The organism is Gemella parahaemolysans (genome assembly GCF_053758945.1).
Genome location: NZ_JBSMTP010000001.1, coordinates 157,158 through 180,254, shown reverse-complemented (window position 1 = coordinate 180,254; position 23,097 = coordinate 157,158). Strand labels below are relative to the sequence as shown.

General features: G+C 30.3%; 19 protein-coding genes. 3 read left to right on the top strand and 16 right to left on the bottom strand.

The genetic code is table 11. The annotated features are described in order from the left end of the window. Positions 1 to 2: 2 nt before the first annotated feature. The 6 genes from ACWOBP_RS00825 to ACWOBP_RS00800 form a co-directional block, all read right to left on the bottom strand. Positions 3 to 1,880 carry a DNA methyltransferase gene (locus tag ACWOBP_RS00825; protein WP_455337045.1) on the bottom strand — a complete coding sequence of 626 codons (1,878 nt, stop codon included), beginning with the start codon at positions 1,878 to 1,880 and terminating at the stop codon, positions 3 to 5. Between the two features lie 15 nt (positions 1,881 to 1,895). Then, positions 1,896 to 3,734 carry an ATP-binding protein gene (locus ACWOBP_RS00820; RefSeq protein WP_455337044.1) on the bottom strand — a complete coding sequence of 613 codons (1,839 nt, stop codon included), beginning with the start codon at positions 3,732 to 3,734 and terminating at the stop codon, positions 1,896 to 1,898. Next, positions 3,724 to 4,701 (bottom strand): SIR2 family protein, encoded by a 978-nt coding sequence (locus ACWOBP_RS00815; RefSeq protein ID WP_455337043.1) that lies wholly within the window; start codon positions 4,699 to 4,701, stop codon positions 3,724 to 3,726. The genes ACWOBP_RS00820 and ACWOBP_RS00815 overlap by 11 nt, the downstream gene beginning before the upstream one ends. A gap of 1 nt (position 4,702) precedes the next feature. After that, positions 4,703 to 6,691, bottom strand: coding sequence for a DNA methyltransferase (locus tag ACWOBP_RS00810; RefSeq protein ID WP_455337042.1), 1,989 nt, complete (start codon positions 6,689 to 6,691; stop codon positions 4,703 to 4,705). A gap of 323 nt (positions 6,692 to 7,014) precedes the next feature. Beyond that, positions 7,015 to 7,479, bottom strand: a complete 465-nt coding sequence (gene tnpA, locus ACWOBP_RS00805) for an IS200/IS605 family transposase (RefSeq protein ID WP_371454677.1) — start codon at positions 7,477 to 7,479, stop codon at positions 7,015 to 7,017. Between the two features lie 188 nt (positions 7,480 to 7,667). Then, positions 7,668 to 8,162, bottom strand: coding sequence for a hypothetical protein (locus tag ACWOBP_RS00800; RefSeq protein WP_455337041.1), 495 nt, complete (start codon positions 8,160 to 8,162; stop codon positions 7,668 to 7,670). A 537-nt stretch (positions 8,163 to 8,699) separates the two neighbouring features. Between ACWOBP_RS00800 and ACWOBP_RS00795 the strand changes: the two genes are divergently transcribed. Beyond that, positions 8,700 to 9,689: an alpha/beta hydrolase fold domain-containing protein gene (locus ACWOBP_RS00795; protein WP_455337040.1), complete on the top strand. Its 990-nt coding sequence runs from the start codon at positions 8,700 to 8,702 to the stop codon at positions 9,687 to 9,689. A gap of 154 nt (positions 9,690 to 9,843) precedes the next feature. Here the strand turns inward: ACWOBP_RS00795 and ACWOBP_RS00790 are convergent, their stop codons facing one another. The 5 genes from ACWOBP_RS00790 to gatC form a co-directional block, all read right to left on the bottom strand. Beyond that, entirely contained in the window at positions 9,844 to 10,299 is a 456-nt protein-coding gene (locus ACWOBP_RS00790; protein ID WP_455337039.1) for a type II toxin-antitoxin system HicB family antitoxin, read from the bottom strand. Between the two features lie 28 nt (positions 10,300 to 10,327). Further along, positions 10,328 to 10,513: a type II toxin-antitoxin system HicA family toxin gene (locus tag ACWOBP_RS00785; RefSeq protein ID WP_455337038.1), complete on the bottom strand. Its 186-nt coding sequence runs from the start codon at positions 10,511 to 10,513 to the stop codon at positions 10,328 to 10,330. 495 nt (positions 10,514 to 11,008) lie between these two features. Next, entirely contained in the window at positions 11,009 to 12,436 is a 1,428-nt protein-coding gene (gatB, locus tag ACWOBP_RS00780; protein ID WP_455337037.1) for an Asp-tRNA(Asn)/Glu-tRNA(Gln) amidotransferase subunit GatB, read from the bottom strand. 13 nt (positions 12,437 to 12,449) lie between these two features. Further along, positions 12,450 to 13,907 (bottom strand): Asp-tRNA(Asn)/Glu-tRNA(Gln) amidotransferase subunit GatA, encoded by a 1,458-nt coding sequence (gene gatA, locus ACWOBP_RS00775; protein ID WP_455337036.1) that lies wholly within the window; start codon positions 13,905 to 13,907, stop codon positions 12,450 to 12,452. Positions 13,908 to 13,924: 17 nt separating this feature from the next. Continuing rightward, positions 13,925 to 14,215 (bottom strand): Asp-tRNA(Asn)/Glu-tRNA(Gln) amidotransferase subunit GatC, encoded by a 291-nt coding sequence (gene gatC / locus ACWOBP_RS00770; RefSeq protein WP_455337035.1) that lies wholly within the window; start codon positions 14,213 to 14,215, stop codon positions 13,925 to 13,927. A gap of 904 nt (positions 14,216 to 15,119) precedes the next feature. Here gatC and prmA point away from each other — a divergent pair. Next, positions 15,120 to 16,055, top strand: a complete 936-nt coding sequence (gene prmA, locus ACWOBP_RS00765; protein ID WP_455337034.1) for a 50S ribosomal protein L11 methyltransferase — start codon at positions 15,120 to 15,122, stop codon at positions 16,053 to 16,055. A 103-nt stretch (positions 16,056 to 16,158) separates the two neighbouring features. Here prmA and ACWOBP_RS00760 read toward each other — a convergent pair whose 3' ends face one another. Together ACWOBP_RS00760 and ACWOBP_RS00755 are read right to left on the bottom strand one after the other, a co-directional pair. Beyond that, positions 16,159 to 16,839 (bottom strand): response regulator, encoded by a 681-nt coding sequence (locus tag ACWOBP_RS00760; protein ID WP_455337033.1) that lies wholly within the window; start codon positions 16,837 to 16,839, stop codon positions 16,159 to 16,161. A gap of 3 nt (positions 16,840 to 16,842) precedes the next feature. Then, positions 16,843 to 18,396 carry an ATP-binding protein gene (locus ACWOBP_RS00755; protein WP_455337032.1) on the bottom strand — a complete coding sequence of 518 codons (1,554 nt, stop codon included), beginning with the start codon at positions 18,394 to 18,396 and terminating at the stop codon, positions 16,843 to 16,845. Positions 18,397 to 18,810: 414 nt separating this feature from the next. Between ACWOBP_RS00755 and ACWOBP_RS00750 the strand changes: the two genes are divergently transcribed. After that, positions 18,811 to 20,214 carry an APC family permease gene (locus tag ACWOBP_RS00750; protein ID WP_455337031.1) on the top strand — a complete coding sequence of 468 codons (1,404 nt, stop codon included), beginning with the start codon at positions 18,811 to 18,813 and terminating at the stop codon, positions 20,212 to 20,214. A 179-nt stretch (positions 20,215 to 20,393) separates the two neighbouring features. Here the strand turns inward: ACWOBP_RS00750 and trxB are convergent, their stop codons facing one another. From trxB to hprK, 3 genes are read right to left on the bottom strand one after another with little or no spacing between them, the layout of a single operon-like run. Beyond that, positions 20,394 to 21,317 (bottom strand): thioredoxin-disulfide reductase, encoded by a 924-nt coding sequence (gene trxB / locus ACWOBP_RS00745; protein ID WP_455337030.1) that lies wholly within the window; start codon positions 21,315 to 21,317, stop codon positions 20,394 to 20,396. 17 nt (positions 21,318 to 21,334) lie between these two features. Continuing rightward, positions 21,335 to 22,138, bottom strand: a complete 804-nt coding sequence (lgt, locus tag ACWOBP_RS00740; RefSeq protein ID WP_455337029.1) for a prolipoprotein diacylglyceryl transferase — start codon at positions 22,136 to 22,138, stop codon at positions 21,335 to 21,337. Between the two features lies 1 nt (position 22,139). After that, positions 22,140 to 23,084, bottom strand: a complete 945-nt coding sequence (hprK, locus tag ACWOBP_RS00735) for an HPr(Ser) kinase/phosphatase (protein WP_455337028.1) — start codon at positions 23,082 to 23,084, stop codon at positions 22,140 to 22,142. Positions 23,085 to 23,097: the final 13 nt, after the last annotated feature.

The following is a 23,097-nucleotide window of genomic DNA, read 5'->3' as shown; positions in this document are numbered from 1 at the left end:
TATTATTCACCTCCATAGAATTCTTTATTAAGTTTTTTCTCGTATTCTGATATTCCATAAGCATCATCATCTATATCAGAAAAATTAACATATAGATTATTTTGATCTATGATTTCAAGAAGTAATTGTTTCTGTTCAGCAAAAGATAGCTTTAAAAATTCTTTTTCTTTTAACTTTCTAGGATCTAATCTATAAGATAAAAATGATGATTTTTTAGCAAAATTTAGCAACTCAATTAAATTTTCAGTTGATTGCGATTCTATTACACTATTTTTAAAATCTTCAGCATCATTTTTCAATTCACAATATACAAACTCTCCTCCACCATGCCAATTCACATCTTTAGAGATTCCACCTGGTTCACCTGCTATTACTTTCTTCAGACGCTCAACAGTTATATTTTCAATATATTCCATTTGTTCTATTCCTATATATTGACGATTCATTTTATGCGCTACAGCTGCTGTAGTTCCCGAACCTAAATGAAAATCTAGTACAAAATCTTTTTCTTCAGTAGCAATTTCTAAAATACGCTTAATTAAATCTTCTGCCTTTGGATATGCAAACACTGTATCATTGAACAACTTTTTTAAATCAATATTTGCATCTTGGTTTGTTGCTAAATCATCCCACCAAGTTTCTATCTCCTCTTCTTCTGTTTCTTTATCTTCAATTATATCTCCCCACATCGTATTAGGAATAATACCTACTTGTTTTTTTTCTTCTAAAAATTTCTTATATCTAGGTTTCCCCATACCTTTATTGGGAAACACTATTCTATTATCGTCTAATAGCTTATTAAACGTCTCTTCTGTAAATCTCCATTCATCTACTATTATTTTACCTGTAGGAGTAGTAATAGGATAAACAGAGCCTCCCTTATTAGTACATGGATTAGTATCGTAAGGCCCCCTAGGGTCATTATCAGGATTTTTAAATTTAGTAATATCAAATTTAGGTATAACTTTTTTTAATTCTCCTTGATCAGTTTTTCTATAAATTAATATATATTCATGAATACTTGAAATATTTTTACTTAAATTTGCCTGAGATTTTCTTTTTCTATATACTATATTTCCAATAAAATTATTTTTTTGAAACTTTTCATCCATTAAAACTTTTAAATACGCTTGCTCATTATCATCACAATGAACAAACATTATTCCATCATTACTCAACAGTTCTTTCGCAGCATCTATTCTATTAGCCATAAAAGTCAACCATGTTGAATGGTTAAATCTATCATTGTAGCCAAAACTATCACTACCTGTATTGTAAGGTGGATCAATATAGATACATTTAACTTTCCCTGCGTATCTTTTCTTTAGACTATGTAATGCTACTAAGTTATTTCCTTTGATAATTAAGTTATCATCTTCTTTAAGTTCTTCTACTTCGTGCTCTCCGTCTTTATTATAACGTTTAAAGTTAGTAAACACCTTATCATCTAATAGTCTGGTTATTTCTGTTGGTGCTAAAGTCTCATTAAAGAATATTTCATCTCTTTTCGCGTCTTCTTTTGTCTGTCCCCCTTCTAATATACAATCCTTGTATGGAAAGTTTAAAACTATATCATGATTTTCACTTAATAAACTTCCATCATTATTTCCTAAACCTATTTTAGTTTTATATGCAGTAAAGCTATCCGGTAAAAATTCCTTATTATTTAAAAATTGTAAAAAAACGTCTTTTTTGAACACTAAAACCCCTTCATCTAATTTAGAGAAAAAATGATTTTTTATTTTATCTTCTTTCATTAAGACATTAAGTAACTTAGCATCATATTTTCTTGCTAATTCTGAAAGTTTATTTTTATTCAACGTACCCTCAACAAAAAATTCTTCATGTTGAGATAGTAAATTCTCTAATTCTTTTTTCATCATTTGATCCTTTCTTTATTTCCAAATATCTGTTAATACTACATCCTCACTTGTTGGGTGTAATTTATCTTCTTTATCTATTTTTACAAAAATTGGAACACTAATTGAATTACCTGTTATTATGGCTTCTCCTTGACCCAAACAAGGTATCATTCTATAAGAGTTTTTATCCAGTGTAGGCATGGTATTTTCTAACATACGCAAATCTTTTTCATTTACAAGTCTATGGATTATATAATTATGTACCTGTGATAAAATGGTAGGGGATATGTCTGCTGGTCTTTGACTCGCTAATGTTAGATAAAAGCCGAATTTTCTTCCTTCTTTTATTATCTCTTCAAACACAGATAATCTATAATCTTGCCAATCATCACCAATATTTCTAAAAGTAGAATTTAATATATTATGTGCTTCGTCTATTATTAGATGTTTTGTTGTCTTTATCTCTTTTCCTGCAACATTTTTTTTCTGTTCGTCATATACCATTTTAGAAAATAACATTGGAATTAATCTTCGAATTTCCTGATTAGCATGAACCAAAGAAATTATATTTAAAGTTTTATAATTTTTAGAAGTGGCTCTATCATTATCGTCAATCACACTTACAACTTTTGATAAACTATTGAATGCTGACTCGATTCGATTAAACAAAGGATTAATATGTTCTATATTTGTTGTTTTCCATGATGATTGATGAACTTTTTGAAACGATAAAAAGAATTTTAGTTGTTCCAACTTATCTAATTCATAAAATTTATTATTCAATTCTTTTGTAATCTGATCTAATTTTAGTATTTTTATTTTCTCTTCAGGAATGTAACTCTTATCATTTATAAATTTACCATTTATCATATATGCATCAGTTGTTGAAAAATACTCTAACGACTCTAATTCTATAAATAATTCTTTTTGAACATAATTTTTGGCAACTTTAATCCAATTGTCCTTTGCATCAGAATTAACAGAATTTCCTGTTGTCAAAATCTTTTTTATTGTCCCTACAACAAATTCCCCCATATTATTTTCATTTTTTTTAGAATTCCATTTTCTTATTGCTTTTCTTAAAAAGGGGACTTGTGTAGCTGGACTTGCATCAAATAGTATTGATAATATATCAGCATCAAATAAATATTTTTCTAAAATAGGTAATTTGTCACCTTTATTGTCTTTTGTATTTATATTATATATTTTCTTCTCTTTCCCTATTTCAATTCCAAACGAATTTTTTGATATATACTCCCCATTAAAATCTATTACAAAAAATTGTGAATTATTTTTTAATTTATTATAAAATTTTGTTCTAAACAATTCTAAATATACCTTATGTAAAGTATTAGATTTTCCGCTTCCAGTATTACCAAAAATCCCTATATGTGATGCAAAAAACTTATTAATATCAATTTTAACAGGATATTTTTCTAATATTGATTCACCAATTTTTATTGAATCATGTTCATTATATTGACTATAAATAATATTCATCTCTTTACTTGAGATAGTGGTTACTTCATTACCTATCATCGGAACATATTTGCTAGTAACAAAAAATCTATCATTTTCTATTACTCCTTTAGTTTTTAATTTTACAATCCTATTAATAGATTTTTTACTATATCTATTATCAAATTCAATACTTCTTACTGTATTCTGCTGATCTATTACTTTTTCTTCTGTTACTGAAACAATTATCTTAATTCCATTTTGATTTATTGATAAAAACGCACCTATTTTCGGACCTGCTACCATCTCTCCATTCCATAATATTACATCATCATTCGTTAAGTTGTACATACCTATTTGAGCTTCTAAACCATCAACAGCAATAACTACTCCTAATTTTTTGTTATTTCTCATTTTCTTTTCCTATCTTATTTGTTCTCAGTAGATTAGTTATAGTTTCTAAAGTTATTTGATTAATGCCTATATCTTTTGGAGTTACAAATTTAAAATTATTTGGTATCCCCTCCATTTCGAATATGTTTTTTTCTATAACATTTTTACTATTTTCATCATAACAAAAACAAAATACTATTAATTCTAGATTTTGTAAGGCGCGTCTTACCATTTTAGAAATATGCTTATCCTGAAATGAAAAACCTAAAACTACTAAAATACTCTGTGGTTTATCTAGTTCTAACTGAAATAATCTTAACATTTCAAAAAAATGGTTATCTAAAAAAGTCTCTCGTTCTTCAAATCCTGTTGGAAGAACAACAAAAGGTTTTTTAACAACTTCATTTTTAACAATTATTTCATCGTTTGGAAAATTTTTCTCCCAATTCATAGACCCATGTGGTTTTATCAAATTAATTGAAGGAATTTCATTTATATAATTATCATTTATTCCTTTATAAGCAACAACTCTATTATAATTTGAGCTATTTAGAATTCTTTTAAAGTATCCTTCTGCACCATCATTAAATACAAAACGTTTATTTTTTAAGTTATTATCTATAGCAGCTTCTAAAAACAAATCATAATTAGTAGTAAAAATATTAACACTTCGAGAAGTTTCTCTTGAATTCGAATAAGCTAATAAATCAATCACTACATTTATGAATTCTGTGTATGCTTTATAAGTTTTTAATATTTTAATTGCTTGCGACTCTAAAATATTTTTATTATAGTATGTGTTATTTGTTATTATTTTACTTATCTCTTTTACTATATTTTGCAATACATTATTACGTTTTTTTTCTGAATTTTCTTTAATCATTCCCATTAACGGTATAGCTGGTAATGAAGCACCTGAACCAATTAAAAAATTTAATTGTTTTCTTATTACTAATTTTTTTATATCCGAAACTAATTCATTCTCCATATTAATTCTCCATATAAATGTCATTATTTAATTTTTTATCTTTTTCACTTACTACATATATATCATCATCTATATCTGTATAATTAACATATAAATTATTATTGTCAACAATTTCTAAAAGTAATAACTTCTGTTCTGAAAAAGAAAGTCCTAAAAATTCTTTTTCTTTTAATTTTTTAGAATCAATTCTATAAGATAGAAATGATGACTTTTTGGCAAGGTTTAATAATTTTATTAGTTCTTCCGATGATACTGCATTAATTACATTATTCCTAAAATCAAGTGCATCATTTTTTAATTCACAATATACAAAATCTCCTCCACCTTTCCAATTCACATTTTTAGAAATTCCTCCTTGTTCACCTGAAATTACTTTTCTCATACGTTCAATAGATACATTTTCAATGTAATCCATTTGTTCTATACCTATATATTGCCTGTTCATTTTATGTGCTACTGCAGCAGTTGTTCCTGATCCTAGGTGAAAATCTAATACCAAGTCTTTTTCATTAGTAACTAATTGCAATATTCTTTGTATTAAAACTTCTGGTTTCTTACCATTTTTCAAACTAACATTACCTTCATTATCAAGTCCAGTTGTTTTTATATCACTCCAAAAATCTCCTGGATTATAACTCAGATATTCATCAGCAAAAATAACCTGTGTTCTTGGCTTTTTCATAGTAATATCAAAATCTCCCTTAATTATATACATTTTATTTTGTGGAGTTATTTGAGTGAAAAAAGTTTTACCTTTATATCTTTCTTTTAATTTAACTAGAAGCTCTGTTGATTTCTCACTAACTGATGTTGCACGAAATATTCTATAAGCATTTTTATAATTATAATTATTCTTATCTTTTTTTGTCTTAATATTTTCCTCAATATATATTTCAGATAACGATTTATATTCAGCTTTAGATACCAATTGATTAACTTTTTGTATTTCTTCTTCAATTCTATTTTCGTTTTTACATACTTTTTTTAAAAAATCTAACTCTTCTTTTGTCAAATTAACAATAATTGTCTTATACTCATCATCCCAATTCTCTTTAGGAATTTTTATTTCATTTAGTTTTATATTATTTTTTTTATACAATAATATATATTCTTTTAACTTCGGTAATCTTTTTTCGACGTGAGACATCTTTATGCCTGATGCCTCACTCATCTTAACCGCTATACAATTTAAAAAATTATTATTACCAAAAACTTCATCCATTAAGACTTTTAAATATGCTTGTTCATTATCATCACATTGCACAAATATAACACCATCATCACTTAACAAATCCTTTGCAATAACGAGACGATTCTTCATAAACGTTAGCCATGTAGAATGATTAAATCTATCATTGTATCCGAAACTATCGCTACCGGTATTATACGGTGGATCAATATATATACATTTTACTTTTCCTGCATACTTCTTTTTTAAACTATGTAAAACAACTAGGTTGTTTCCCTTAATTATTAAGTTATCATTCTCTTTTAATTCTTTTACTTCATGCTCTCCATCTTTATCATACCGTTTAAAGTTAGTAAACACCTTATCATCCAATAGTCTTGTTATTTCTGTTGGTGCTAAAGTTTCATTAAAGAATACTTCGTCTCTTTTAGTATCTTCTTTTGTCTGTCCACCTTCTAATATACAATCCTTGTATGGAAAGTTCAAAACCACTTCATGATTTTCACTTAATAGACTTCCATTTTTATTTCCTAAACCTATTTTGGTTTTGTACGCTGTAAAACTATCAGGTAAAAACTCTTTATTATTTAAAAATTGTAAGAACATATCTTTCTTAAATACTAGAATACCTTCTTCAAGTTCAGAGAAAAAATGACTTTTTATTTTTTCTTCTTTCATCAAGACTTTAAGTAACTTAGCATCATATTTTCTTGCTAATTCAGAAAGCTTATTTTTATTTAAAACACCTTCAACAAGAAATTCTTCCTGTTGAAATAGTAAATTTTCTAATTCTTTTTTCATTACGTATCCTTCCATACTGTTATTATTTGCTATTTCTTCTTTTTTTATAATTAATACCATTTTATCATAGTTTTATCTTATTCGAAAGTACACATATACTAATTTTGAAAGTCATTTCATAGTGTTTTTTGTTAAGTTAATAATATAATATCAACTGTCTATTATTTTGTACAATTGGTTAAAATAATGACCACCCCTGAAAAGGGGTGGTTTTCTCTTCGGGTATAACCCTTTGTTACTAACACGCACCTCAAGGCGCTGGCTTTCACATTCGTTCAAGCCCTATTGTATTTTTACGCCCGCTACCCGTCAAACGGGTTTATTTATTTTTTCTTATTTCCAAATGGATTTGTATATTCTTTTGTTGTCAATTTATCTATTGAAATGTCATGCGTTTCTTGTTCTCTGATATATTTTCTTATTGTACTTTCATTCAAACCTACAGTACTTACATAGTATCCTTCTGCCCAAAATTTTCTATTCCCATACTTATACTTCAAGTTTGCATGCATATCAAATATCATCAGTGAACTTTTCCCTTTCAAATATCCCATAAAACTTGATACACTATATTTTGGTGGTATTGATAACAGCAAATGTATATGATCTGGCATTATATGTCCTTCTATTATTTCCACTCCTTTATACTTACATAACCTTTTTATTATATCTACTATATCTCGTTTGTATTGATTAAATTCTATTTTTCGTCTATACTTAGGTGTAAATACAATATGGTATTTACACAACCACTTTGTATGCGATAAACTATTATGTTTATTTGCCATAATTAAAATCATCCTTTCTTTATTTTAGAGCTTGAACTACTCTTATTTTATCAAGAAAGGATGATTTTTCAATTGTTTAACTTTTATCTCGCACCCGCATAGCGGGTGGTTTTTTGTTTCGGAGACTTCGCCTCCTCAACTGGCTAAAGCCATTAAATAAAAAAAGCTTGGTATCCCTACCAAACTTCCTACTTAATAAACTTCGTTATTTTTCCTTCTTTTTTGTATGTTTCTACTGCTTTTGCTACTCTTTCGAAGTCACGTCTTAAGCTGTATGAATAGATATCTCTGAATAATCTATATCCTAGTTTTTCATTTACTTCGAATGCTAGTGTGTATAGTTCATATGTTTCCATCGAGTCGAAGTTTTCATGTGCTTTTACTACATCTACTAATATATCGTCACAATGTTCGACTAATGCTTTTTCTAGTCTATCATTTAGAAATTTAGACTTTTCTAAAGCGTATTTATATAGTTCTTTTGATGTAGTTGAAAAGTTTGCTACTAAACTTTCTCTATCTAGTTTATCGTATAGTTCATATCCTAACTGTTCATTTACCTCTTTTGCGATTTCTACCAATCTTTCTTCTGATACAGGTTCTAAACTATATGCTGCATTATTAACTTCTGAAAATACATTTTTCTCTTCTTCTATCGCTTTTTGTAATAATTCTAATTTCATAAAGAGCCTCTCAATACTATTATACTAAGTATTATTATAACATACTTTATATAAATTTTTCTGATACTATATATATTTCTTTTTAAATTAATAAGATTTAACAGGTTTGAAATATAAAATTATCAGGAGGAAAATTATGGAATTACAATTAAAGTAAATGAAAATACTCAAGGTGATATATTAATAGGTTCATCATCTAAAGAGAAATTCATTTTATCATATAAGTATTCTTTAAGAAGTATTGACATTTTCAATATAAGTTTTCATTTAACCATTGATTAAACATTTCGCTTTCACTCAATTTTAAAAAAACTTTCTTTTTTAAAAAATTATGTTATAATAATTTTAAAAGGTGGAGCATGCGGGAACATGCTCGCTTAAACAATGATCTTATTTTCGCTTAGTGTCGTCAGCACTAGGCTTTTTTCTTTACTCCATTTCTTCAGATTTTTATTTTTACAATCACTTTATTTTCTGATAAACTATAACTCTAAATAAATAAAACATTTACATTTATGTAAATAAGAGGAGATTAAAATGGGAAAATTTAATAAAAAAGTTGTTTCAGTAGCTTCAATAGCCGCAACATTACCTGCATTAATAGGTAGCTATGCTGGGTATCAAAAATTGCGTTATAACCGTAGTGCTAAAGCTGGTCTAATCGAGTTATACCTTGGTAATAAATATAAGAAACTAAGAGATATAGATGAAACTAAAAGATTAGAAAAACAAAAAGAAGATAAGATCGAAGAAACTGTAAATGTATATGAATTCGATACTAAGTCTAAATTCTATACTAGAATCGTTTCCGATAGACAGGTGTGGCATTTAAATAGTGTTAATGGTTCTAACTCTACTATTTTCTATATTCACGGTGGTTCTTACGTTCATGAGTTTGTGGATATTCAATGGGAGATGGCTGATAAGATAGCTCAAGAAGCTGATGCTGAAATTATTATTCCTGATTACGGTCTAGCTCCATTCTATACTTATAAAGACAGCTATGAACTACTAACAAAATTATATACAGACTACGTTGCTGAGAATCCGGACAAAGACGTCTATATTATGGGAGATAGTGCTGGTGGTGGCTTAGCTCTAGGATTAGTTCAAGATTTTGTTCAAAATAATATTAAACTACCTAAAGGATTGATTCTTCTAAGTCCTTGGGTTGATCTAACTATGACGAATCCTGATATTAAAAAATATATCAAAAAAGATCCTTTACTACATGTAGATACTTTACTAGCTGATGCTAAATCTTGGGCTGGAGATACAGATTTAGCTGATTGGAAAGTTTCTCCATTATACGGTGAGATGAGAGGTTTACCTGAGGTATTGTTATTCTCAGGAACGCGTGAATTATTATATCCTGATATAGCTTTATTAGCTGAAAAACTTCGTGAAGCAAATGTTAAAACTGAATTCGAAATCGGCAAAAACTTAAACCATGTATACCCCGCTTTCCCAATCCCTGAAGTAACTGAGGCTATCTCTAAAATTGCTGAGTTTGTGAAGAGTAAATAATTAATATTGAATATAAAAAAGATGTACTCAAAATTATGATTAGATAATCTATTTTTTGGTACATCTTTATTTAATAATTATATATATATTTCAAAGCCCTTTATAAGTTTGACTTCTAAAATATTTTTATTCACAAATAAGCACTACATATTTTCTATTTATACTTTATAGTTTCCTCTGCAATTGCATTAGTTAATAATTGTGAAAAATTAATATTATATTTTACTGCAACATCATTTGCCCATTTAGGAATAGACAATGTCTTTTTTATTAAAGTACTACTATCTAAATATTCTCTCAAATCTACAACAACCATTGAAACAAAGGATTTATTAAGAACATAGTAATCCTTCATCTCAGGATCATCTTTAAAAGGAAAATCATCTTCTATTGATAACTCATTTATATTACTCGACTTAGGTAATCTTTCTCCATCTTCCAAATAGTCACTAAGTACTAATCCTAAATAATCTGATGCCATACTCATTGATTCTCCTATACCTATCCCCTGTGTCCCACTTCCTTTTAAATCCGGAAAATAAACATTATAAATCTCTTTTTCTTCACTTTCTTTATTAAAATAAAAAATTGCTGGATAACTTACTAACATTATATCACCTCATTAATTGGGAGCTGGATTATAATAATACAGCATCCTTTAATATTCCCTTCTCTGTGAATTTATTTAATTCACCTTTTGGGATAATGATAGGTCTCTTCTGTCCAGGTTTTTTCATTTTTATATGAGATCCCTTTCCGCCTTTACATAAAGTAAAACCGTACTTTTTCAACAGTTTAACCATATCTTCTTGTGTCATCGGCATTATATTAAACCTCCTGACATTTTAACTATACTACGTATTTATACGTATGTCAATAATATTACTTCCATTTCTCAAAATATATTCTGTATTAAATTAATATTCTCAATTATCTAATCTTATAACTACTAAAGTCTACTCTTAAGCTATAATATCTACTTTTTTAACTACGAATGTCCATTTTCATTCCCTAATATCCACTTTTTTAATCACGAAAATCCAATCTCACTAACCAATGTCCGCTCCTTTAACCATTAAAGTCCAATTTTGTTCCCCAATGTCCACTTTTTTAACTATGAATGTCCAGTCTTACTCTTCAATGTCCACTTTTCTTGGGAAATGTCCAGTTTTATTTCCCGACATTCGCTCTTTTTTTATATTAAAATCTAATTTTCCAACTAATTCCTGCTCTATTTATATTTAAGTCGCTTGCCAAATACAACAAAAACTCGAAACAAAGATTTCTCCTTGCTTCGAGTTCATTTTTTATTTTCGTTATTATCGTTTTTCGATTTCTTCTAATAACATTTTGTTGATCATTTGTGGGTTGGCTTGTCCTTTTGAGGCTTTCATGATTTGACCTACTAAGAAACCAATAGCACGGTCACGACCATTTTTGTAATCTTCGATAGATTTTGGATTGTTATCTAATGCTTCGTTTACCCAAGCTAATAATTGTCCACTATCTGATACTTGTACAAGACCTTTTTCTTTAACGATTTGTGCAGCATCTCCACCGTGTTCGATAAGTTCTGCGAATACTTTTTTAGCGATTTTACTTGAGATTGTTCCATCAGTGATTAATTTAATCATTCCTGCTAAACCTTCTGCAGTTAATGCTGTGTCTTTAAGTTCTTGTTGAACTTTGTTTAAGTATGCATTCACATCTACCATTAAGTAGTTAGAAGCTAATTTTGGATCTGCTCCTAAGGCTACAGTTTGTTCGAACATGTCTGACATTTCTTTAGTTAATGTAAGAACGTGTGCATCGTATGCTGGTAATCCAAGTTCTTCTTGGTATCTTCTTTGACGAGCATCTGGAAGTTCTGGAATAGTTTTTCTTACTTCTTCCATCCATTCATCAGAGATAATCATAGGCACGATATCTGGTTCTGGGAAGTAACGGTAATCGTCTGAACCTTCTTTAACACGCATAAGTTTAGTAGTTCCTGTAGTTTCATCGAAACGACGAGTTTCTTGGTTGATTACTCCACCTGAAAGAATAACTTGTTCTTGACGTTTTTCTTCGTACTCTAAACCTTTTTTAACGAAAGTGAATGAGTTTAAGTTTTTAAGCTCAGTTTTTGTACCGAATTCATCTTGACCGTAAGGACGGATAGAGATGTTCGCGTCACAACGCATTGATCCTTCTTCCATCTTAACGTCAGATACTTCGATATATTGAATGATTGAACGTAATTTTTCTAAGTAAGCATATGCTTCTTCTGGAGTTCTGATATCTGGCTCAGATACGATCTCGATAAGTGGTGTACCTTGGCGGTTAAGGTCAACTAGTGAGTAACCATTTTTGTGAGTTAATTTACCAGCATCCTCTTCAAGGTGAGCACGTGTAATACCGATACGTTTAGTTTCTCCGTTTACTTCGATATCGATCCATCCATTTTCCCCGATTGGTTGGTCAAATTGTGAGATTTGGTATGCTTTCGGGTTATCTGGATAGAAGTAGTTTTTTCTATCGAATTTTGACTCACGAGCTACTGTCATGTTAAGCGCCATTGCTGCTTTCATTCCCCATTCTACCGCTCTTTTGTTTACTACTGGAAGTACCCCTGGGTATCCTAAGTCGATAACGTTTGTGTTAGTGTTTGGTTCTGCACCAAAGTGAGCTGGAGATGGTGAGAATATTTTTGAATCTGTTTTTAATTCTACATGGACTTCTAGTCCAATTACTGTTTCAAAATGCATCTTGTTTCTCCTATTATAATTCTATTTTTTTATCGTGTAAGTTGTAGTGTTGTTCGAAGTTGTACGCTACATCGTATAGTGTAGATTCTGCGAATGGTTTAGCAATAATTTGCATACCGATTGGACGGTTACCTTTGAATCCACATGGAATACTGATACCTGGTAATCCAGCCATGTTTACTGGGATTGTTAAGATATCGTTAGCGTAGATTTTAATTGGATCTCCTACTTCTTCTCCAATGTTGAATGCTACTGTTGGAGCAGTTGGTCCAATGATTACATCGTATTCTTCGAATACTTTATCAAAGTCTTGTTTAATTAATGTACGAACTTGTTGTGCTTTTTTGTAGTATGCATCGTAGTATCCTGAAGATAATACGTATGTTCCTAACATGATACGGCGTTTAACCTCGGCTCCAAATCCTTCTCCACGTGTTTTTTTGTAGATTTCTTCAAGGTTTGTTGCGTTTGGACTTCTAAATCCGTAACGAATACCGTCGAAACGAGAAAGGTTTGAACTTGCTTCAGCAGAAGCGATAATGTAGTAAGTTGAGATAGCGTAGTCTGTGTTTGGAAGACTTACTTCTTCTACGATAGCTCCTTGGCTTTCTAAGTATTTAACACCTTCAAGTACTGCTTGTTTAACTTCTTCATCAATTCCAGCACCGAAGTATTCTTTAGGAAGAGCGATTTTCTTACCTTTGATGTCTCCAGTAATGATTTTGCTGAATTCTGGTACTTCTACAGGTGCACTAGTCATGTCGTTAGCATCTAATCCTGAGATGATTTCTAATACACGAGCGTTATCTTTTACTGTACGAGTCATTGGTCCGATTTGGTCTAATGATGAAGCGAATGCTACTAATCCAAAACGAGATACACGTCCATAAGTTGGTTTTAATCCAACTACACCACAGTAAGAAGCTGGTTGACGTACAGAACCACCAGTGTCACTTCCTAAAGTGAAGCTAACTTGTCCTGCTGCTACCGCTGTAGCTGAACCACCACTTGATCCTCCTGGTACTGCGTCTAAGTCATGAGGGTTACGAGTAAGTTTGTAGTAAGATGTTTCAGTAGAACCACCCATTGCGAACTCGTCCATGTTTAATTTTCCTAAAAGGATTGGATTTTCTTTGTTAAGTTTGTTCATTACTGTTGCATCATAAATTGGATTAAATCCTTCTAAGATTTTTGATGCACAAGTTGTTTGAATATCTTTTGTAACAATGTTATCCTTGATTCCCATTGGAATACCGAATAATTTACCTTCAGCACGTCCTTCTTCTTGAGCACGGTCTAAAGCTTCAGCTTGTTTTAATGCTACTTCTTCAGTTACTGTAATGAATGAACCTACTTTTTCATCAGTAGCTTTAATTCTGTCTAGTGATTCTTTTACTAAATCACTTGGTTTAATTTCTTTATTTTTAAGTTTAAGTTCTAAACTTTCAATTGATTCATGTAATAAACTCATTAAATTATCTCCTTATTTTATTCAATAATAGTAGGTACTTTAAATTGTCCTGCTTCAGTTTCTTTAGAGTTTTTAAGAACTTCTTCTCTATCCATTCCGTCATGAGCTACGTCTTCTCTAAATACATTAACTAAGTCTAGAACGTGATAAGTCGGTTTTACATTTTCAGTTGGTGCGTTGTTGATTGTGTCAAATAAATCTACAACTTTTTCTAATTTTTCGATGTACCCATCTACTTCACTTTCTTGGATTTCTAATCTAGAAAGATGAGCGATGTGAGCTACTTGTTCTTTCGTAATTGTTGTCATAAGTGCCTCCATATTTTTATCAATTTTAACTTCTAATATTAGCAAACCTCTTATAATTTGAAATAAAAAAACGCCCCATATAGTTACTTAACTACATGGGACGATTACTAGTTTCGTGGTGCCACCCGAATTCATATCAGCTTCCTGATACCTTTCAATTTATATTCGGTTTTATAAAGAGTGTTGCTTATTTCAATCATTATTATTTAATCTTTCAGCCTATGGATTAAACTCTCTTCTAAAAAAACATGAAATAAAAGTCTCTTTACTAATATTTTATATTACGGTTTACTTAGTCTATATTATACTAAACTACCATTATTGTCAAGGATTTTGTATAATTTGGGAGTGACTCAAAAATCGTGATTTCAAAGAAATCGATTTTGTCGAGTCACCCCCGCAAAGTTTATTAGATATCTAAAAAGCTTTTACAAAGCGAATTTAGATATCAATAAACCACTGCGTCTATGAGTTTTCATATACACTTAGTAAAAATTTAAATCTTTTGGATCAACTCCTTTTTATTTGTATGAAAACTGATTATCTCAAATAATATCTCAATATTTCAAATATTTTCTACACTAATACTTTATAAAAAAAGCACCCATTTCTGGATGCTCTCAATATTCCTATTTGGACGTTCGCAGTGGAAACATCTAATCTTTTCCTCTCTCTGTTCGTTAAGATTAGTGTTTCTGTTGCGTACGCTATTCGTAAATATTTCTTCGTGTATTCTACACTTGAAATATAAACGACTACCGCATACTTTTTATTTGCTTAAATGTTAAAAATAGTATAATATGTGTAGGTATGTTAAAGAGATTAACTTGTTATGTTAGTCTTTTGTTTTGGTCTTTTGATCAATTGTATAATGTAAAAATCTAAAATATTTGTGAGGTATAAAATGGAAAATTGGGTTGAAATTACAATTCATACTACTAATGAAGCTAGTGAAATAGTTGAGTCTATTCTTCTTGATTATGGTTCAACTGGGGTTGCTATCGAAGATCCTACTACTCTTGAGGAGAACTTACACGATGATTTCGGTACTATCGTTGAACTTAGTCCTGCTGATTATCCTGAAGTTGGGGTTATCGTTAAAGGATACATTAATGAACTTAATTTTGATGAAGAAACTTTCAAGCGTTTCGAAGCTGAGCTTCTTGCTTTAGGTGAAAATATCAACATTGGAGATTTCTTCAAGATTGAAACTACTATTATTCAAGATAGTGACTGGGAAAATTCTTGGAAAGATTATTTCGATATTCTTAATATCGGTGAAAAATTCGTTATTGTACCTACATGGCGCGAATATGAAAACACTGAAGATAAATATATTATAAATATTGACCCAGGTATGGCTTTTGGTACTGGTGGTCACGAGACTACTTCTTTATGTATTAAAAACCTTGAGAAATATGTTAAAAGAAATGATAATGTTATCGACGTTGGTTGTGGTAGTGGGATTTTAAGTATTGCTGCTAGTTATTTAACTGATGGTAATATTAAGGCTGTTGACTTAGATAAGCTTGCAGTTGATGTTTCTTATGAGAACTTCGCGTTAAACAATCTTGAGAAAAGAATCGAAGTCGACCAAGCTAGTCTTCTAACAAAAGAAACTAAAAAGTACAACATTATTGTAGCAAATATTCTTGCTCACATCATCGAACTTATGATTGATGATGCGTATAACTTATTAGAAGATGGTGGTTACTATATCACTTCTGGTATTATCGAAGAGAAGAAAGATGAACTTCTTGAAAAAATGTTAGAACGTGGCTTCAAACTTGTTGAAGAAACTTCTGATAACGGATGGTACTCATTCGTAGTAACTAAATAATACGAAAACCTCTTAATTACTTATAGTTTCCTATTTGTAATTAGAGGTTTTTTATATGAAAGCAAAGAAGAGTTTAAATTCATAAACTCTTCTTTGCTATTTTTTATAATAATTTTTCTAATCTACTTTCAGATTCAACTGTAAATACTGATACCGGTCTTCCTGATGTATAGTATTCAGCATCTTCACTTAAGATCTCGATGTTCACTAAGTGATTTAAATATTTTCTAATTGTAATTCTAGAAATATCTAATTCATCTGCTATTTGCTGTGTAGTGAATCCTGATTTCTGTTGTAAGATAGTTTCTAATACTTTTTTTAGAGTTATTCTTGATAACCCTTTTGGTAAACTATCTTCTTCTTCATCTACTCTACCTGAATTTAAGTAGTCATCTATTAAATCTTGATTAATTTTCTCTTTTGATAATAATTTCACGTAGTCTTGAACTTTCTCAATAGCTTGTGAAAACCTTTCGTACGTAAATGGTTTTACTAGATAGTCTACTACCCCATTTGATAGCGCAGCTTCAACAGTTTGAATGTCATTTGCTGCAGTTATCATTATTATAGGGTAACCTTTTAACTCTGGTAAGAAACCTACTCCTTGACCATCTGTTAGATAATTATCTAAAACTATTAAATCCACTTTAGATTCTTCTAAAAATTTTCTTGCATCTTCTATTGTTGCAACATGGTTTAGATCACATGATAACTCTTTTCTTTTGAAATATTCTTTGTGTATCATTGCTACCATTGGATCATCTTCTATTATTAGTACTCTCAATTATTATTCCTCCTCGATTGGTATCTCTATTGTAAATTGAGTTTTCCCTACTTCACTTTCTACGTCTATTAAACCGTTATATTTCTTCACTATTGTATCAACGGCATTTAGTCCGTAACCTCTATTTTCTCCTTTAGTTGAATATCCTCTTTCAAATATATTCTCCACTATTTCCTTACTAATCCCAGAACCATTATCATATACTTTACAAAGAAGTATGTTTTCTTCAGTGTTCATGTATAGATAAACAGTAATCTTTCCATCTTTTTTGTTTCCTATAGATTCCATAGAGTTATCAATTAGTACACCGAGTATAATCAAAAGCTCATTAAAGAGTTCATCTAAACCTTCTTTATTTAAAATCATTGAATCCGAATCTATTGATAACGATATATTCTTTTGTTTAGCTTCTCTTACTTTGGCAAGTAAAAAACCTGCTATTGATGGCACTTTTATATTTTCTGATATATGTCCAATTTTTTCATGATAATCATCTTTTAGATATGTAATAAATTTTGTTACTTCATCATGGGCTTTCATCTCAATAAGTCCATGTAGAACATGTAGTTTGTTCATAAAATGATGGCTTTGTTCACGAAGGCTATCATTGTATTTTTCTGTACCACTTAATTCCGTAATTAATTTTTTCATTTCACTTTGATCACGTAATGTGATTACAGCTCCATATAATTTATCATTTTGATAAATCGCATTCCTATTAACTAATACCTCAATATGGTTTAAAACTATTAATTCATCTCGACTACATTTATTCTCTTCTAATACACTCTTGAAGAAAATTTCATACATTTCATCTGGAATAATCTCACCTTTTGTAATTTTAGAGTATCCCGCTTTATCTAGAATCTGATTTGCACTACTATTTTTAACAATAATCTTTTTATCGATATTAATACCGATAATACCTTCTGAAACATGATCAGAAATTAGATTTTTTTCAACGTAATTATGTGCAATTTCTTCTGGTTCGTAATTTAATAAGATTCTCTTTAATTGTCTATTATATAGTATTGCTAGTGTAATCGCAACTATAACCCCTATCATTAAAGCTAACAATATTTTTTCTTGTGAATGCTGTATTTGTTTTTTTACGGTCTCTTTAGTATATCCAACACACACTACCCCAATATCATCGCCATTTTCATTTTTTATTGCTGTAAAAAATCTTAGACCTTCTCCTAAATGACCACTCTGTCTACTAAAATGATCACCTACGGTAAATGTTGAGCTTACATCTTCAATATTTGAAAATTTTTCTCCAATAAGTTCATTTTGCGGATGTGAATATCTCGTAAAAGTATCATCCATAATAACAATAAAGTCTGTTCCTGTTTCGTCCATTACTCTATTAGCAAATTCTTGGATTCCTTTTGTCATTCGGTGATGCTTTACATCATCTATAACACCTTTATCATTAGAAATCAACTTAGCAGTCGAATATATTTTTTGACGAATTACCTCATCTTCTCGTTTTTTTATATATTCTCTTACAAAAAAGGAAGTAACTAATAAACAAATTACAACTAGACTTGTCATTATTAACACTAACCTAGTTAAAGTCCTCTGCTTTTTCCTCAATTTTTTATCACTCCTAAATCTAAATAGACTTTTCTTGCCAATGTTCATTATATAGCAAATTATCTTGTATTTCAAGCAATTCTAATTTATAAATTCTTTGCGACCACATTAAAATATCAATATTATACGAATATATTTTACAATGTAAATTTACATTTAGTTTTTTCATAGGTGTGTTTGACGCTTGTTATTAGCTTAACATTATTTATTACCATACGTTATTAAATTTATTATATAATATTTTATTTTTAAATAAAAAAATTTTAGCTTAATTTATTTTATTTTTACTTGAATATTTACGTAGACTATGCTAGTATTTTATTAATGCAATTTTGCAGTTATTAGTATATTTTATATTTTAGGAGGTTCTCAATGGAGAGGGATGCAAAAAAAATATTTTGGTACACCCTAGCCTTCATGGCATTCTCAACTGTTTGGGCGTTCGGGAATGTTGTTAATGGATACTCTGAATTTGGTGGATTAAAATCAATAGTTTCTTGGATTCTAATTTTTGTAATTTACTTTATTCCGTATTCATTAATCGTTGGTGAGCTAGGATCTACTTTTAAAGATGCCGGTGGGGGTGTGAGTTCTTGGATTAGTTCTACACATGGAAAACTACTTGCTTATTATACTGGATGGACAATGTGGATAGTTCACATGCCTTATATTTCTCAAAAACCATCACGTATTATCGCGGCATTTAGTTGGACTGTATTTCGTGATAACCGTATTAGCAAAATGGATATCACATACTTACAAATCGCTTCTTTAGTTATCTTCTTAGTCGCTTTATTCTTAGCGACTCGTGGAGTAAACTTAATTAAGAAAATGGCGATGTTAGCCGGATCTTCAATGTTTATTATGTCATTATTATTTGTAGTTATGGCTATTACCGCGCCATCTATTACTGGTGCTAAAACTTTCGACATCAATTGGTCTTTAGATACTTTCATGCCTACATTTGATGTTAAGTATATTACATCAATCGCAATTTTGGTATTTGCGGTTGGTGGTTGCGAGAAAATTTCACCTTACGTTAATAAGATGAAAAATCCTTCTAAAGACTTTCCTCGTGGAATGATTGCTCTAGTAGTTATGGTTTGTACAACTGCGATTCTTGGGACTTTTGCTCTAGCATTAATGTTCGATACAAACAATATTCCTAAAGACTTACTTACAAACGGAACTTACTACGCTTTCCAAACTTTAGGTAATTACTACGGTGTTGGTAACTTATTCTTAGTTATCTATGCAATCGTTGATTTAATCGGACAAGTTTCAGTTGTTATTATTTCTATCGATGCTCCACTACGTATGTTATTAAGTAGTGCTGATGAAAAATACATTCCTAAGAAATTATTAGTTAAGAACGAAAACGACGTATACGTGAATGGATTAAAACTTGTTGGTATTATCGTTTCCATCTTACTAATTATCCCAATGTTTGGAATTAAAGAAGTAAATGAGCTATTTAGATGGTTAGTTAAACTTAACGCTGTTACTATGCCATTACGTTATCTATGGGTATTCGCTGCATATATCTTCTTGAAAAAATCGGCTGAAAAATTCCAATCTGAATACAAATTTGTTAAGAATAAATATGTAGGTATGGGACTTGGAGCTTGGTGTTTCTTCTTAACTGCCTTTGCTTGTATTTCTGGTATGTACACTCCAGAAAGTACTTTCCAAACAGTTATGAACATTGCTACACCAATTGTTCTACTTTCATTAGGATTAATCATGCCTTACTTGGCTAAAAAATATAACAAATAATTATATAAGCTTTTCCTACTGAGTTTTTTATAAATACTCAGTAGGTTTCTTATTGCTAATAAACGTTCTTAGTACCATATTAATCTGATATTTTGATTTAAATTATTAAAATAAAAATCTCAAGTTTATACTATAAAATAAAGAAGAGAAACTCTCTATTGTGTTTCTCTTCTCTTATGTTATTCTAAGCCTTCTACATAGCTATATGCACTTTGCGCAGCTATAGCTCCATCAGACGCCGCTGTTATTACTTGACGGATTTCTTTTTCACGTACATCTCCAGCAGCAAAAATACCTGGTACTGATGTTGCTAATTTTTCATTAGTTGGAATATATCCTGCTTCATTGGTAATTCCTAAATCTCTAAAATCTTGTGTTTGTGGTAACATTCCTACATAAATGAATACCCCATCAGCAGGGATTGAACTTTCTTCACCAGTTTTTACATTTCTGATTTCTATTGAAGAAACTTTTCTTTCACCTTTAATTTCATAAGCAACACTATCCCAAACAAATTCGATATTTTCTTTTGCAAAGGCTCTATCTTGTAGAATTTTTTGGGCACGTAGTTCATCACGTCTGTGAACGATAGTTACCTTAGCAGCTAAGTTAGATAAGTATAAAGCTTCTTCTACAGCTGAATCTCCTCCACCTATTACTACTACTTCTTTATTTCTAAAGAATGCTCCGTCACAAACTGCACAGTAACTTACACCTTTTCCTGAAAATTGTTCTTCTCCTGGAACATCTAAGTTTTTGTGTTCTGAACCTGTTGCGATAATAATTGATTTAGCTAAATATTCTTTTTCACCCGCTACTACATATTTAAGATTATCTCTTACTCCTACTTCTGTAATATTTCCAAAACCGAATTCTGTACCGAATTTTTTAGAGTGTTCGAACATTTTCTCTGATAGTTCAGGTCCTGTAACCATTTCGTATCCAGTATAGTTTTCAATTTCTTCAGTTGATAACATTTGACCACCTGGATATTTTCTTTCTAACATCAATACTGACATATTTGCACGTGATGCGTAGATTGAAGCTGTCATACCTGCTGGACCAGCTCCAACGATAATTAAGTCATAAATTTTTTCTGACATATTTTCCACCTTCTCTTTTATGATTCTCTATACAAAATCTTTTTATTTTTGAACTTTGTATTAAGCACTACTAAGTATATCAAACTTCCTATAACAAATACTAGCGAAAGGACTTGAGAAACTCTTAAGCTTCCAAGATATAGTGAATCTGTTCTCATTCCTTCTACGATGAATCTCTCTACACCGTATAAGATTAAGTATGCAGCAAAAACTTCACTTTGTGCTAATTTATTTCTTATTAGTAGCAGGATTACTAGTGCGATAAAACACCATAAACTTTCATATAAGAATGTAGGTTGACGATACGCTCCATCAATATACATATTTTCTACAATAAAATCTGGAATGAATCTATCATGTAAATATTGTTTTGTAACTATTTCTCCGTATGCTTCATGGTTGAAAAAGTTTCCCCAACGCCCTAACATTTGTCCTACTAGTAAACTCGGAGCAATTATATCTAATAGTTTAATTATTTTTATTCCCCTTCTTCTAGCAAAGAAGTATAAGACTATAAATCCACCGATTAAACCACCGTAAATTGCTATTCCACCATCCCAGATGGCTATCATGCTTGCAAAATCACCTTTGTAATAATCCCATCTAAATATTACATAATATGCACGTGCAAAGATAAATGCGATTGGCAATGCAATAAGTAATAAATCTAGCATAGTGTCTTTCTTTAAGCCACGTTTTGTAGCCTCCTTATCAGCAAGGTAATAAGCACAAAAAACAGTAGTTGCTATAATAATTCCATACCAATATACCGGTTTTGTAAACAAATGAAAGGCAATTGGATCTAAGTAACCTAATATCATATTACTCCACCCCATTATTCATATTTTTTCTTTTAATTTCATCAGCTAATTTTGTTGTAAATTCCTTAGCTGTGTTTATTCCCATTTGATTTAACCTATAATTCATTGCTGCTGATTCTATAATAATCGCAACATTTCGTCCAGGTCTAACAGGAATAGTTTTCTTTTCAATCTTCGAATTTAAAATTTCTTTACTTTCATTTCCAAGACCAATTCGATCATATTGTTTCTGTTCATTCCATGTTTCCAGATGTATATTTAATTGTAATCTTTTATCGCTACGTACTGCTCCTGTACCAAACAATGTCATTACATTAATAATTCCTAATCCACGAATTTCTAATAAATGTTTGATTAAAGTAGATTCACAGCTTCCAATTAAGAAGCCTTTTTCTAATTCTCTAATATCTACCCTATCATCAGCTATAAGACGGTGCCCACGTTTTATTAATTCTAGCGCTATCTCACTCTTACCGATACCACTTTCTCCAGTTATTAATACACCAATTCCATATACCTCAATAAACACACCATGTACTGACGTTGTAGGTGCGAATACTTTTCGAAGATAGTTAGAAATATTTCCCATAAGTTTAGTAGTATCTTGATTACATCTTAATACAGGTGTATCATATTTATCTGCTGCCTCTTTCAATTCTTTTGGGACTTCTAAATGTCGAGACACTATGACACAAGGAGTCACACGTGTACATAACATACGCATTCTTGACTTTTTCTCAATATCTGGTATTAATTTAAAAAACGATAATTCACTTGTCCCTAGAATTTGGATTCTTTTTGGTGAATAGTGAGAGAAGTACCCTGCAAGTTGCAGTGCTGGACGAGATAATTCGTCTGTTGTTATTATCCTATCTAGACCTTTTTCTCCGCTTACTACTTCTAAGTTTAACTTTTCAGCAAGCTCTCTTGTTGTAATTTTTGGCATATTTATTTTTCCT

Excerpts from the sequence above, each read along its gene's own strand:
- ACWOBP_RS00825 (WP_455337045.1), bottom strand. The coding sequence starts at position 1,880 with ATGAAAAAAGAATTAGAGAATTTACTATCTCAACATGAAGAATTTTTT.
- lgt (WP_455337029.1), bottom strand. The coding sequence starts at position 22,138 with ATGATATTAGGTTACTTAGATCCAATTGCCTTTCATTTGTTTACAAAA.
- ACWOBP_RS00785 (WP_455337038.1), bottom strand. The coding sequence starts at position 10,513 with ATGCCGATGACACAAGAAGATATGGTTAAACTGTTGAAAAAGTACGGT.
- hprK (WP_455337028.1), bottom strand. The coding sequence starts at position 23,084 with ATGCCAAAAATTACAACAAGAGAGCTTGCTGAAAAGTTAAACTTAGAA.
- gatB (WP_455337037.1), bottom strand. The coding sequence starts at position 12,436 with ATGCATTTTGAAACAGTAATTGGACTAGAAGTCCATGTAGAATTAAAA.
- gatC (WP_455337035.1), bottom strand. The coding sequence starts at position 14,215 with ATGACAACAATTACGAAAGAACAAGTAGCTCACATCGCTCATCTTTCT.
- ACWOBP_RS00815 (WP_455337043.1), bottom strand. The coding sequence starts at position 4,701 with ATGGAGAATGAATTAGTTTCGGATATAAAAAAATTAGTAATAAGAAAA.
- ACWOBP_RS00800 (WP_455337041.1), bottom strand. The coding sequence starts at position 8,162 with ATGAAATTAGAATTATTACAAAAAGCGATAGAAGAAGAGAAAAATGTA.
- ACWOBP_RS00795 (WP_455337040.1), top strand. The coding sequence starts at position 8,700 with ATGGGAAAATTTAATAAAAAAGTTGTTTCAGTAGCTTCAATAGCCGCA.
- ACWOBP_RS00790 (WP_455337039.1), bottom strand. The coding sequence starts at position 10,299 with ATGTTAGTAAGTTATCCAGCAATTTTTTATTTTAATAAAGAAAGTGAA.
- trxB (WP_455337030.1), bottom strand. The coding sequence starts at position 21,317 with ATGTCAGAAAAAATTTATGACTTAATTATCGTTGGAGCTGGTCCAGCA.
- ACWOBP_RS00750 (WP_455337031.1), top strand. The coding sequence starts at position 18,811 with ATGGAGAGGGATGCAAAAAAAATATTTTGGTACACCCTAGCCTTCATG.
- ACWOBP_RS00810 (WP_455337042.1), bottom strand. The coding sequence starts at position 6,691 with ATGAAAAAAGAATTAGAAAATTTACTATTTCAACAGGAAGAATTTCTT.
- tnpA (WP_371454677.1), bottom strand. The coding sequence starts at position 7,479 with ATGGCAAATAAACATAATAGTTTATCGCATACAAAGTGGTTGTGTAAA.
- ACWOBP_RS00820 (WP_455337044.1), bottom strand. The coding sequence starts at position 3,734 with ATGAGAAATAACAAAAAATTAGGAGTAGTTATTGCTGTTGATGGTTTA.
- ACWOBP_RS00755 (WP_455337032.1), bottom strand. The coding sequence starts at position 18,396 with ATGACAAGTCTAGTTGTAATTTGTTTATTAGTTACTTCCTTTTTTGTA.
- gatA (WP_455337036.1), bottom strand. The coding sequence starts at position 13,907 with ATGAGTTTATTACATGAATCAATTGAAAGTTTAGAACTTAAACTTAAA.
- prmA (WP_455337034.1), top strand. The coding sequence starts at position 15,120 with ATGGAAAATTGGGTTGAAATTACAATTCATACTACTAATGAAGCTAGT.